The organism is Microbispora sp. KK1-11 (assembly GCF_006874435.1).
Taxonomy (GTDB): Bacteria; Actinomycetota; Actinomycetes; order Streptosporangiales; family Streptosporangiaceae; genus Microbispora; species Microbispora catharanthi.
The window spans coordinates 18,800-31,360 of sequence record NZ_VIRJ01000028.1 but is presented as its reverse complement, the minus strand read 5'-3'; the positions used below and the strand labels follow the sequence as shown (position 1 = coordinate 31,360).

The 12,561-nt window shown below is 71.9% G+C and carries 10 protein-coding genes; 7 read left to right on the top strand and 3 right to left on the bottom strand.

Going from position 1 to position 12,561, the window contains the following annotated elements; all coding sequences use genetic code 11:
• The first annotated feature begins 82 nt into the window (after positions 1-82).
• From FLW16_RS31800 to cutA, 6 genes are all read left to right on the top strand, one after another.
• Positions 83-1,711: a PucR family transcriptional regulator gene (locus FLW16_RS31800; protein WP_221891384.1), complete on the top strand. Its 1,629-nt coding sequence runs from the start codon at positions 83-85 to the stop codon at positions 1,709-1,711.
• 17 nt (positions 1,712-1,728) lie between these two features.
• Positions 1,729-1,956: an RNA-binding S4 domain-containing protein gene (locus FLW16_RS31795; RefSeq protein ID WP_142563823.1), complete on the top strand. Its 228-nt coding sequence runs from the start codon at positions 1,729-1,731 to the stop codon at positions 1,954-1,956.
• Positions 1,957-2,102: 146 nt separating this feature from the next.
• Positions 2,103-3,485, top strand: a complete 1,383-nt coding sequence (locus FLW16_RS31790; protein WP_142563822.1) for a uracil-xanthine permease family protein — start codon at positions 2,103-2,105, stop codon at positions 3,483-3,485.
• Between the two features lie 27 nt (positions 3,486-3,512).
• Entirely contained in the window at positions 3,513-4,388 is an 876-nt protein-coding gene (locus FLW16_RS31785; protein ID WP_142563821.1) for a xanthine dehydrogenase family protein subunit M, read from the top strand.
• On the top strand, positions 4,385-4,897 hold the full coding sequence (locus tag FLW16_RS31780) for a (2Fe-2S)-binding protein (protein ID WP_142563820.1): 513 nt from the start codon (positions 4,385-4,387) through the stop codon (positions 4,895-4,897). The genes FLW16_RS31785 and FLW16_RS31780 overlap by 4 nt, the downstream gene beginning before the upstream one ends.
• Positions 4,894-7,278 carry an aerobic carbon-monoxide dehydrogenase large subunit gene (gene cutA, locus FLW16_RS31775; protein ID WP_142563819.1) on the top strand — a complete coding sequence of 795 codons (2,385 nt, stop codon included), beginning with the start codon at positions 4,894-4,896 and terminating at the stop codon, positions 7,276-7,278. Before FLW16_RS31780 ends, cutA begins: the two co-directional genes overlap by 4 nt.
• Before the next feature lie 178 nt (positions 7,279-7,456).
• Here cutA and cydB read toward each other — a convergent pair whose 3' ends face one another.
• Entirely contained in the window at positions 7,457-8,368 is a 912-nt protein-coding gene (gene cydB, locus FLW16_RS31770; protein WP_142563818.1) for a cytochrome d ubiquinol oxidase subunit II, read from the bottom strand.
• A gap of 11 nt (positions 8,369-8,379) precedes the next feature.
• A complete protein-coding gene (locus FLW16_RS31765) occupies positions 8,380-9,867 on the bottom strand; it encodes a cytochrome ubiquinol oxidase subunit I (protein WP_142563817.1) in 1,488 nt (495 codons plus the stop codon).
• 512 nt (positions 9,868-10,379) lie between these two features.
• On the opposite strand from FLW16_RS31765, the gene FLW16_RS31760 reads away from it, so the two are divergent.
• Positions 10,380-11,069, top strand: a complete 690-nt coding sequence (locus FLW16_RS31760; RefSeq protein ID WP_142563816.1) for a carbon monoxide dehydrogenase subunit G — start codon at positions 10,380-10,382, stop codon at positions 11,067-11,069.
• A gap of 181 nt (positions 11,070-11,250) precedes the next feature.
• Here FLW16_RS31760 and FLW16_RS31755 read toward each other — a convergent pair whose 3' ends face one another.
• Entirely contained in the window at positions 11,251-12,429 is a 1,179-nt protein-coding gene (locus tag FLW16_RS31755) for an NAD(P)/FAD-dependent oxidoreductase (RefSeq protein WP_142563815.1), read from the bottom strand.
• Positions 12,430-12,561: the final 132 nt, after the last annotated feature.

Sequence of the window (12,561 nt, the reverse complement as noted above, 5' to 3'; positions counted from 1 at the left end):
GCGGGTCCGCGAGGAACGAGCGGCCCGCGTAGCGAACGAGGAGCGGTGAGCGACCGATGACCCGAGGACGTCGCGACCCCCCATGACGGCATTCTCGGAGACGGCATTGCAGAACGACCCGGCCCCGCCCGCCATGCGCCTGGCGAGCACTGGAACGATCCTCCACGGCGTGTCGGTGGGCGAGGTGCTCGGGGTCTCGACGCTGGCGGACGCCCGCCTGATCGCCGGTCGGGCCGGCCTCGATCGCATCGTGCAGCGCCTCAACGTGATGGAGGTGCCCGACATCCTCGCGTGGGTGAAGCCGCACGAGCTGCTGCTCACCACGGGCTACCCGCTGCGCAACACGCCGCAGTCGCTCGACCGGCTCGTGGCCGACCTGGACGAGCGCGGCCTCGCCGCTCTGGCGATCAAGCTCGGCCGCTACCTGGACGAGCTCCCGGGTGAGATGGTCGAGCAGGCCGACCGGCTGGGCTTCCCGCTGATCCTGCTGCCCAACGACGTGGGCTTCGACGACATCCTCAACCAGGTGCTCACCGACATACTCAACCGCCAGGCGGCGATCCTCGCCCGTACGGAGGAGGCGCACCGGGCGCTCGTGCAGATCGTGCTGGCCGGGGGCGGGATGCGGGAGGTCACGGCGGAGGTGGCCGGGCTGCTGCAGGTGGCCGTGGGGGCGACCGACGCCGCGGGTCATCTCCTCGCGGCCGCCGGAGAGTCCGCGCAGGTGGCCCGGCTGCGGGAGATCAACGCGGTCCTCGCGCGGACGCCGGCGGCCACGCCCGCGGCCGGCGACGGGCACTACGCGGCGGTGCCCGTCGTCGCGGGCGGGCACCATCACGGGAGGATCGCGGCCTACAGCGCCCACGGCACGCTGACCTCCAGCGACATCGGCATCCTGGAGCGCGCCGCGACCGTCGCCGCGCTGGTGATCACGAAGCAGGAGGCGGTCACCGCCGTCGAGAGCAAGTACCGTGCCGACTTCCTGCGCGACGTGCTCACCGGCAGGGGCGGGCTGCGGGTGGCCGAGCGCGCCCAGGCGTTCGGCTGGGACCTGGAGCGCCCGGTGAGCGTGCTGGTCGCCGAGATCGACCCGGACGCCGAGGAACGACCGGTCCAGGACCGCATGCTGGCGGCGTGGCAGGCGTCGGTGCGCAAGCACGACCCGCGCGGCGCCGTCGCCGGCTTCTCCCACGAGGTCGTGGCGATCGTCGGGGCGGCGGCCGACCCGGCGAAGGTGGCCAGGGACGCGCTCGCCGCCGTCTCCGACGGCACGTTCTCCACCGGCCTCAGCCGGGTCGCCTCCGGGGTGGACGCCCTGCCCGGCGCGTACGGCCAGGCGCTGAAGGCCGCCAGGGTGGGCCGGCAGCTCCACGGGGCCGGCGCGGTCGCCCACTTCGACGAGCTGGGCGTCTACCGGCTGCTGTCGCTGGTGAACGACACCGACGAGCTGCACGCCTTCGTCCGCGAGACCCTGGGCCCGCTGGCGGGCGACGACGACGCGGAGAACGCCGACCTGCGCCGCACCCTGCAGGCGCTGCTGGAGACCAACCTCAACGTCGCGGAGACCGCGCGCCGGCTGCACTTCCACTACAACACCCTGCGCTATCGGATCGGCAAGCTGGAGCGCATGCTGGGCAACTTCACCGAGGACGCGCACCTGCGGCTCAACCTCACCCTCGCCCTGCACGTCCTGCGCATGAGGGGTATCTGACTATCTAAGCTGGCGGCGTGAACGACGCGAAGGCCCCAGCGATCACCTTCGAGCTGGACGGCGACTACATCCCGCTCTGCGATCTCCTCAAGTTCTGCCAGATCGCCGACAGCGGCGGCGCGGCCAAGCATCTCGTGGCGGAGGGCCGGGTGCGTGTCGACGGACGCGTGGAGTTGCGCAAGGCCTGCAAAATCCGGGCGGGCCAGGTCGTCACCGGCGAGGGGTACAGGATCCGCGTGGTGTGACGCTCCGGAGCTCGCCGGTTTGGCAGATCATGCCCATGTCTGTCGCGCACGCCAGTCCTAAAGTGCCCCAAACGGTCTAGAACGCCGCGGAGGGACGCCTGCGGGGTGGCCGACCGGCCCACGGCCCAGTACCAAGAGGGGCGTAAATGGCTTTCAGATGGACAGTGCACGGCGACGGGAGAGGGCTGGCCCCCGGAGAGGTCGTCAAACCGAACGAGAGGCTGAGCTGGCCGCGCATGGTCGGCATCGGCGCCCAGCACGTGATCGCCATGTTCGGCGCGACCTTCGTGTTCCCCCTCGTCATGGGGCTGGACGCGAACACGGCCGTGATGATGTCCGGTGTCGCGACGATCCTGTTCCTACTGATCACGCAGGGACGGATCCCCAGCTACCTCGGCACGTCGGCCTCGTTCGTCGGCGGCGTGGCGGCCGTGCGCGAGATGTTCGGCGGCGACACCCCGGCGGCCGACAAGGTCGTGACCGGCTCCATCCTCGTCGCCGGCCTGGTGCTCGCGGTGTGCGGCGTCGTGATCCACGTGCTCGGCGTGCAGGTCATCCACCGGATCTTCCCGCCGGTCGTGACCGGCGCGGTGGTCATGCTGATCGGCTTCGGCCTGGCGTACGTGGTGGCCGACGTCTACTGGCCGCAGGACCCGTGGATCGCACTGATCACGATGCTGGCGACCTTCGTGTTCATCGTGGTGTTCCGCGGCTTCCTCGGCCGGATCGGCGTCCTGCTGGGACTGATCTTCGGGTTCGTCGTCTCCTGGCTCGCCGACAAGGTGTTCGGGAACATCACCGCCTACAACGCGGGCACCGGGAAGATCGACACCCACCCGCGGGTGAGCTTCCAGGGCGTCGCCGACGCCGACCTGTTCGGGCTGCCGCACTTCCACGCGCCGTCGGTCCACGTGTCGGCCGTGCTGGTCGTGCTGCCCGCCGTGATCGCCCTGATCGCGGAGAACGTCGGCCACGTCAAGGCCGTGGGCCAGATGACCGGCGCCGACGTCGACCCCCAGATGGGCAGAGCGGTCATCGCCGACGGCGTCGGCACCGTGGTCGCCACCGCCGTCGGCGGCTCGCCCACCACGACGTACGCCGAGAACATCGGCGTCATGGCGGCCACGCGGGTCTACTCGACGGCCGCCTACTACATCGCCGCGGTCATCGCGATCCTGTTCGGCCTGTCCCCCAAGTTCGGCGCGCTGATCTCCGCCACGCCCGGCGGCGTGCTCGGCGGCGTCACGGTCATCCTGTACGGCATGATCGGGTTGCTCGGCGCGAAGATCTGGGTGGAGAACCGGGTGGACTTCGCCGACCCGGTCAACATGGTGCCGATCGGCGCGGGGATCATCCTCGCGATCGGGCCGGTCACCCACCAGATCACCGGCGACTTCTCGCTCGCCGGGATCGCGCTCGGCACGATCGTGGTGCTCGCCGGCTATCACCTGCTCCGCGCCATCGCGGGCAGACGAGCGAAGGAGGTCACGGGTGGGGAGATCGGGCTCGAACGCGACCCGGCCGTCTGAACGGCCCGCCCCGCGGATGCGAACGCGGTGAAGCCGCCTCCGTTCTGCTACCACGGCCCGGCCACCCTCGGCGAGGCGCTCGACGTCCTCGCCGAGGCCGGGCCCGGCGGGAAGGTGCTGGCGGGCGGCCAGAGCCTGATCCCGCTGCTCAACATGCGGCTTGCCGCGCCCGCCCACATCGTCGACGTCAACCGCGTGCCCGGCCTGGACGGGATCGAGGCCGGGCCGCCCGGCGTACGCGTCGGGGCCCTGGCCCGTCACGCCGCCGTGGAGCGCTCGCCGCGGGCCGCCGCCGCGCAGCCGTTGCTGCGGCAGGCGCTGCGGCTGGTCGCCCACCCCGTGATCCGCAACCGCGGCACTGTGGTGGGCAGCCTCGTGCACGCCGACCCCGCCGCCGAGATGCCCGCCGTGCTCGCCCTGCTCGGCGGGTCGGTACGGCTGGCGAGCCGGGGCGGGGAGCGGGAGGTGCCGGCCGCGGAGTTCTTCACCGGCCCGATGGAGTCGGCCCTGCGGCCCGGCGAACTGGCCGTGTCGGCGTTCTTCCCGGCGCTGCCCCCTCGGTCGGGCACGGCCTTCCACGAGGTGGCCCGGCGGCACGGCGACTACGCGGTGGCCGGGGTGGCCGCCGCCGTCACGCTGGACGAGGACCTGCGGATCGCCGCCGCCCGCGTCGCGTGCGTGAGCGTGGGACCGGTCCCGGTGGTCGTGGACGTGACCGCCGCGTGCGGTGCGCGCCCGGCCGCCTCGGCCGGCTGGGAGGCCGTGGCGGAAGCCGTACGGGACCGGATCGATCCGGAGGGCGACATCCACGCGACGGCGGACTACCGGCGGCACCTCACCGGGGTGCTCGCCGCACGGGCGCTGCGGAACGCCGCCTCCGCCGCCCGCGGGGAGGAATCGTGAACGAGACACGCCATCACGTGACGCTGACCGTCAACGGGGTCGTGCGGGAGGCGACGGTGCCCGGGCGGCGGCTGCTGTCCGACTGTCTGCGCCACGACCTCGGCCTCACCGGCACCCACGTGGGCTGCGAGCACGGCGTCTGCGGCGCCTGCACCGTGCTGCTGGACGGCGAGCCGGTGCGGTCGTGCCTGACGTTCGCCGTCACCGTGGACGGCCACGAGATCACGACGGTGGAGGGGCTGGCGCGCGACGGCGAGCTGTCGCCGGTCCAGCGGGCCTTCACCGAGTGTCACGCCCTGCAGTGCGGGTTCTGCACGCCGGGGTTCCTGTGCACGGTCACCGCGTTCCTGCGGGACAACCCCGCGCCGACCGAGGAGGAGGCGCTGGAGGCCGTGGCGGGCAACCTGTGCCGGTGCACCGGCTACCAGAACATCCTCAAGGCCGTCCACCGGGCGGCAGAGCTTCAGGCGGAGCTTCAGGCGGAGCTTCAAGCAGAGGAGGACCGGTGACGACCAAGTTGTTCGGCGAGCCGGTCCGGCGGCGCGAGGACGCCCGGTTGATCACCGGTCAGGGGCGCTACCTCGACGACCTGGGTGCGGGCGCGCTGGCCGCCGCATTCGTCAGGTCGCCGCACGCGCACGCGCGGATCCTCGACATCGACGTGTCCGCCGCCCTCGACGTCGAGGGCCTCGTCGCGATCTACACGTGGGAGGACCTGCCGGGCGCGCTGGCCGAGCCGCTGCCGCTGCTGATCCCGCACCCCGCGCTCACCCACGGCCGCACGGCGTACCCGCTGGCCCGGGAGATCGTCCGGCACGTCGGCGAGCCGGTCGTGATGGTCGTCGCCCGCGACCGCTACCTTGCCGAGGACGCCTGCGCCCTGATCCGGGTCGACTACGAGATCCTCAAGCCCGTCGTGGGCATCGAGGAGGCCGTGCGCGGGGTTCATCTCGTGCACGAGGACGTGCCGGGCAACGTCGGCGCGCACCTCGTCCAGGAGGTGCCGGGAGCGGGCGGCGTGACCGCGCGAGAGGCGATCGAGGCCGCCCCGCACACGCTGGAGTTCCGCCTCGACGTCGAGCGCAGCGCGTGCACGCCCTTGGAGGGGAAGGGCGTGTACGCCCGCTGGGACGCCGACGACGGGTCGCTGCGCGTCTACTCCTCCACTCAGACGTCCACGAGCGTGCGGATGGCGATCGCGGCCAAGCTCGGGCTGCCGCTGCCCAAGGTGGAGGTCATCGCGCCCGACGTCGGCGGCGGGTTCGGCGTGAAGATCGTGCATCCGTGGCCCGAGGAGGTCCTCGTCCCATGGGCGGCCCGGCTGCTGAACCGCGAGGTGAAGTGGGCCGAGGACCGGCGCGAGCACTTCGTCTCGTCGTCGCACGAGCGCGGCCAGGTCCAGCACGTGCGGGTCGGGTTCGACGACGAGGGGCGCGTCCTCGGCCTCGAGGTCGAGATCCTGCACGACCACGGCGCCTACACGCCGTACGGGATCATCGTGCCGATCATCACCTCGACGCAGCTGCTCGGGCCGTACAAGGTGGGGGCCTACCGGGTCGAGTTCTCCTCGATCTACACCAACACGGTGCAGGTCACGCCCTACCGTGGCGCGGGCCGCCCGCAGGGCGTGTTCTGTATGGAGCGGACGATGGACCGCATCGCCGCCCACCTCGGCAGGGACCGTACGGAGGTCCGCGCGGCCAACTTCATCCAGCCGCACGAGTTCCCGTACGACCAGGGCATGACGTTCCAGGACGGGCGCCCGCTGATCTACGACAGCGGCGACTACCCGGAAGCGCTGCGCATGCTCAAGGAGCTGATCGGCTGGGACTCCTTCCCGGAGGAGAAGGCCCGCGCGGCGGCCGAGGGACGCAGGATCGGCATCGGCGTCGGCTGCTACGTCGAGGGCACCGGCGTCGGCCCCTACGAGGGCGGGCACGTACAGATCACCTCCGACGGCCGGGTGCACGTCTCGACCGGCCTGACCTCGCAGGGGCAGGGGCACGAGACCGTGTTCGCCCAGATCGCGGCCACCGAGCTCGGCGTGCCGATCGAGAAGGTGTCGGTCGTCACCGGCGACACCCGGCGCTTCGGGTACGCCGTGGGCACCTTCGCCTCACGGGCGGCCGTGATGAGCGGCAACGCGATCGCGCTCGCCTGCCGGAAGGTCAGGGAGAAGGCGCTGCGGATCGCGGCGGAGGCGCTGGAGGCCGACCCGCGCGACCTGGAGATCACCGACGGGATGGTCCACGTCGCCGGCGTGCCGTCGGCGTCGATCCCGCTGGCGACCGTCGCCGTGCTGTCCAACCCGCTGCGGTACGCCTTCGACGAGGAGGCCAAACGGGCCACCCAGTTCGCCGGGCCCGCCTCCGACGACCGCCCGCCGGTGGCGGAGGGGGAGGAGCCGGGCCTGGAGGGCCGGGACTACTACTCGCCGGTCAGGTCCACCTTCGCGGCCGGCATGCACGCGGCGATCGTGGAGACCGACCCGGAGACCGCGGAGATCAGCATCCTGCGCTACGCCGTCGTCCACGACTGCGGCAAGCTCATCAACCCGATGATCGTCGAGGGGCAGATCCACGGCGGGGTCGCCCAGGGCGTCGGCGGGGCGCTGTACGAGAAGATGGTCTACGACGAGCACGGCCAGTTGCTGAACGCCTCGTTCATGGACTTCCTGATGCCGTACGCCACGGAGGTGCCGCGCATCGAGACGGCCCACCTGGAGACGCCCTCACCGCTGAACCCGCTGGGGATCAAGGGCGCCGGGGAGGCCGGGGTCATCCCCGTCTCGGCCGTCATCGCCTCCGCGGTCGAGGACGCCGAGGGCATCACGATCGCCCGGATGCCCATCTCTCCCTCCGACCTCCACCACCTGCGCCTCACCCGCTGAGTACGGCGGCGGCCCGAGAGCCGGGAACCTTCAGCGCACCAGTCCGCAGCCGCCAGGCCATCACGATCGCCTCGCGGATGACCTCGTCGGGAGCTTGACCGTCTCCCGCAGCATTTCACAACAGTCGGTCATGGACCGAGTGCCCTCCGTGCCCGATCGTGCACAGGCCCGGAGAAACTCAGGAGACCTCGGCGGTGAGGCGCTTGCGGAAGACCCAGTAGGTCCAGGCCTGGTAGGCGATGACGCCGGGCAGGGCGATCAGGCCGATCCAGGTGAGGACGGTCAGCGTGTACGGCGCCGAGGCCGCCTCGGCCAGCGTGAGCCCGGGCAGGGGAGCGGTCCACAGCACGCCGAAGACGGTGGCGGTCGTCGCGGCGATCGCGGTCGCGGTCGCGATGAAGGCCCAGCCCTCCCGGCGGCCCCACACCAGCGTCACCCCGGCCGCCAGCGCCGCGGCGGCGAGCAGGGCCGTGCCCAGCGTCCACATCGGCCCCTTGCCGGGCACGGACGGCAGCGTGCCGATCGCCACCGGCACCGCCCCGACGGCCGCGAGCAGCGCGGCACGGCGGGCGCGGGCCCGGACCCCGCCGGTCGTCTTGAGCGCCACGAACACCGCGCCGTGCAGCACGGCCACCGACAGCGACAGGGCCCCGCCGAGCACGGTCGCCAGCGCCGTGCCGAACAGCAGGTCGCCGAAGATCGCGCCCCACAGGAACGCCGGGAGCACGCTGCCGGTGACGATCCCGGCGTCGCACAGCGCGACCTCGCGCCGGGAGTGGACCTTGCCCCGCCACTCCAGGCCCACGCCGCGTACGACCAGGCCGGCGATGACGAGGAAGACCGCCAGGTAGAAGCCGCTGAGCAGGCCGGAGTACCAGGCCGGGAAGGCGGCGAACATCGCCCCGATCGCAGTGATCAGCCACACCTCGTTGCCGTCCCAGACCGGCCCGATGGTGGCCAGCACCTGCTTGCGGTCGGCTTCGGAGCGCGACAGCAGCGGCAGCAGCGCGCCGACGCCGAAGTCGAATCCCTCCAGGACGAAGTAACCCGTCCAGAGGAACGCGATCACGATGAACCAGAAGGTCGTCATCTCGTGGCTCCTCAGTACATGAGCGTCGGCGTGAGCCGCGCCTCGTCGGGGCGGGCGGGAACGGTGCCTGCGGGCGCGCTCTCGACCGGCGGCAACTCCGGGCCCGCCTTGACGTGCCGCACCAGCAGCACGCCTTCGGCCACCGCCAGCACGCCGTACAGGACCGTGAAGATCGCCAGGGTGATCGCCACCTCGCCGAGCGAGACCCCGGGCGACACGCTGGCGGCCGTCATGAGCTCGCCCTGGACGGTCCACGGCTGACGGCCGATCTCGCTGAGCAGCCATCCCGAGATGATCGCGACGGCGGGCAGCGGGAGCGCCAGCACGCACAGGCGGGCGAACCAGCCGGGCACGGGCTTCGCCGTGCCGCCGTGCCGCCGCCGGGGCCGCCGGGTCAGCCACAGGCCGAGCACGGACAGGCCGACCGTCGCCATGCCGAAGCCGATCATCACGCGGAACGACCAGAAGACGACCGGCAGGTTCGGGGTGTAGTCGGCCGGTCCGAAGGTCTTCTCGTACCGCGCCTGGATGTCGTCGACCCCCTGGACCGTCGCGCCGGGGTCGTGCGCGGCGAGCAGGCTGAGCAGGCCGGGCACCTCGACGCCGGGCGCGATCGAGAACGGCGCCCCGGCGGTGTCGTGGCGCAGGCCCTCCGCCGCGGCGAGCTTCATCGGCTGCTGCTCGCGCAGCAGCTGGCCGGACAGGTCGCCGCTGCCGGCGACGACGGCCCCCGCGATCGCCGTCATGACGAGCGCGGCGCGCAGGCTGGTCCGCCACATGTCCGGGAGGCGGCGCATCGGCGTGGTGGCGTCCCCGGCGGCCGTACGGGCGAGGTGACCGTTCTTCCGAGACCGCTCGGGCCGCAGGCCGAGCCCGCGCTCGCGCAGGATGCGGTAGCCCGCGACGGCGATGACGAACCCGCCCGCCACGACGAACGAGGCGGCGATGACGTGCGGCACCTGGGCGAGGGCCGTCGAGTTGGTCAGCACCGCCCACAGGTCGGTCATCCTGGCCCTGCCGTCCACGACCTCGTAGCCGACCGGGTGCTTCATCCAGGCGTTGGCCGCGAGGATGAAGTACGCCGACAGGTTGGAGCCGATGACGGCCGCCCATAGGCAGGCGAGATGGATCCGCTTGGGCAGCCGGTCCCAGCCGAAGATCCACAGGCCGAGGAACGTCGATTCCAGGAAGAACGCGAGCAGCGCCTCCAGCGCCAGCGGCGCGCCGAACACGTCGCCGACGAAGGTCGAGTACTCGCTCCAGTTCATCCCGAACTGGAACTCCTGGACGATGCCGGTGACCACGCCCATGGCGAAGTTGATCAGAAAGAGCTTGCCGAAGAACTTCGTGAGCCTGAGGTAGTGCTCCTTGCCCGTCAGGTGCCAGGCGGTCTGGAGCCCGGCGACGTAGACGCCCAGCCCGATCGTCAGAGGTACGAAGAGAAAGTGGTACACGGTGGTCACCCCGAACTGCCACCGTGCCAGGTCAAGCGCGTCCATGTCTCCCTCACACCGGAGCTCTACAGCTCGTAGTTCTATAACCAGTAGTACTACAAGCTGTAGAGCATTAGGGCTCCGCGAAGTGCGATCTTCGTCACAGCCGGGCGGTGCGCCGCCCGGACCCCGGTTCGCGGTGCCGGATCCCGTTGCTTGCAGTACCGACGATTGCGGTCGGACCGTCCCGGTCGCCAGGGACGGGGGTCCCGTCCCGCCGGGAGCGCCTCCTGGGGAGGCACGGGATCAAGAATGGACGAACGATGACAAGTGCCGCGTCCGCCGCGCGGCTGATTCACCCGTACGCCGTGCGGTTGACGGCGCGAAGGCCGGATCGGTGGACGGGCGTACGGGGCGGCCGGCCGGGTGGAGGGCCGGCGCGACGGCCATGGCTCGGGTAGCCGGCCGTGCCTCCGGGGCATGTGAACTCTGCACGACCGCGGCGCCGTGCCGGGGCAGATCTTGCCGTTCTCGCCGTACGGGTGATTCTCTAGGGTGCTCGGCATCGGAGGTGGCCCATGAAGGTCTCAGGCAGCGCGCTGGTCGCGGCGGAGCGCAAGCGGGTCTGGGACGCCCTCCAGGACCCCGGCGTCCTGGTTCGGACGATCCCCGGCTGCGAGCGCCTGGAGACGATCGGCGAGGACGTGTACGCGATGACGGTGACCGCGGGGGTCGCCTCCATCAAGGGCGTCTACCAGGGCGAGGTGGCGCTGCGCGACCAGGAGGAGCCGGACCGGTTCACGCTCGGCGCGCGCGGCCAGGGCGCCCCCGGCACGGTCGAGGCGACCGTGGCCGTACGGCTCAGCGACGCCGGAGGCGGCACCCGGATCGACTACGACGCCGAGGCCGTCGTCGGCGGCATGATCGGCGGCGTGGGGCAGCGGATGCTCGCCTCGGTCGCCAAGAAGACCGCGGGGGAGTTCTTCTCCGCCGTCGAGCGGCACCTGCTGTCCGTCCCCGCCGGATCCGTGGAAACCGTCGTCGCCGAGGTCGCGCCGGTAGCGGCGGCCGGCGACGAGCGTGCGGCGGTGGCGGCGGCCGTGACCGGGGAGGTCGCGCCGCGGGTGTACACGCGAGAGGTCCCGGCCGCGCCCCGCCCGGGTGTGCCGGCCTGGACGATGCTCGCCGCCTTCGGCGCCGGCGCCGGGGTGGCGCTGGGCAGCGCCGTCATCGGCTGGCTCCTCGGCCGCCAAGGCCGCCGCAGGTAGGACGCGCGCCGTCGCGAGTAGGACGCGCCGCCGCAGGCAGGACGGGCGCCCGTGCGGGTAGGACGGGCGCCCCTGCGGGTAGGACGGGCGCCGCGACCACCGGCGTCCCGCGACTCCACGACAGGCCGGTTCCGCCGTGGCGGACCCGGCCTGTCGTGGTCCGGCTTCCGGCCGCGGGTTCCTAGGGGAGGGTGCCGACGGGGGTGTCCCAGTCGATGCGGTAGCGCTGCTCCGGGCCCACGGTCTTGTCCGGATTCATGAACGTCTTCAGCATCAGCGGCATGAGAAGCGGTATCAGCTTCTGCACGACCGGACCCGGCGTCTTGGCGTTGTTGATCTTGTAGGTGCGTGCCGCCACCTTCTCCACCCGGGTGCGGCGGAGCCGCTCGTACGTGGCGAACGCCCGCGGCACGTCCTCGATGTCCCGCAGGCAGCGGGCGAGCTCGACGGCGCTCTCGATGGAGAGCGACGCGCCCTGTCCCGAGCTGTTCGACGGCGCGTGGACGGCGTCGCCGACCAGGACCATCCGATCCCGATACCAGTGCGGGACGCTGGGCATGATGTAGAGGGCCCCCGTCACCTGCATCGCCGTCACCGGGGTGTGACGGAGCAGATCACCGCCGGGCACGTCCTCGCCGTACGTCTCACACAGGATGCGCATCCACTCCTCGCGCGGCACCTCGCGGGCCTGGGTGAGGGACAGGGGGCGGTGGTAGGGCAGGTTGACGCCCCACGTGGTGCCACCTGCCACGTTGAGCCAGTAGAGGTAGTAGCCGCGCCTGCCGAAGGCGAAGACCATCGTCTCCGGGTCTTCGGGCACCTCGTACGAGGACACGCCTTCCAGGCCGAGCATCCCGGTCCACTTCGGGCCGGGCGCGTCCGGATCGATGAGCCGCCGAACGGTGGAGTGGACACCGTCGGCGCCGACCAGGATGTCGAACCGGGCCCGGCTGCCGTCGGCGAAGACCGCCGTGGTGCCCTCGACCCCGGTGAGCCGTCTGCCGTACTCGATGGTGACGCCCTGCTTCACGGCCTCGTCGTGCAGCACCCGGTAGAGGTCGGCGCGCCGGACCGCGTGCAGCGGTCCGACCTGGGACAGGCTGGGCAGCTCCAGGCGCGTGCGACCGCCGAGCGTCATCACCGAGCGCGTGCTCGGCTGCGCGGCCGCCCGCACGGCTTCGGCCGCACCGACGATGTCCAGTGCCGCCATGCCGTTGGGCGCGAGGACGAGCGATCCGCCGACGCCGTGGGCGCTGGTCGGGTACGCCTCGTAGATGGTGGCGTCGATGCCCGCCTTGCGCAGTGCCAGCGCGGTGACCGGGCCGGCGATGCCGCCGCCGATGATCGCGACGTTCTTCATTTCTCCTCCTGTCGGTTGACGTGCTCGCCGAACCGTCATGGGAGGAGACCCGTTATCCTCGATTCGTTGCATCTTCGGGCCACCGCATGCCGGTTCGAAGGTTCTCCTGGTGGCGGTGTTGCAGCACCGCCA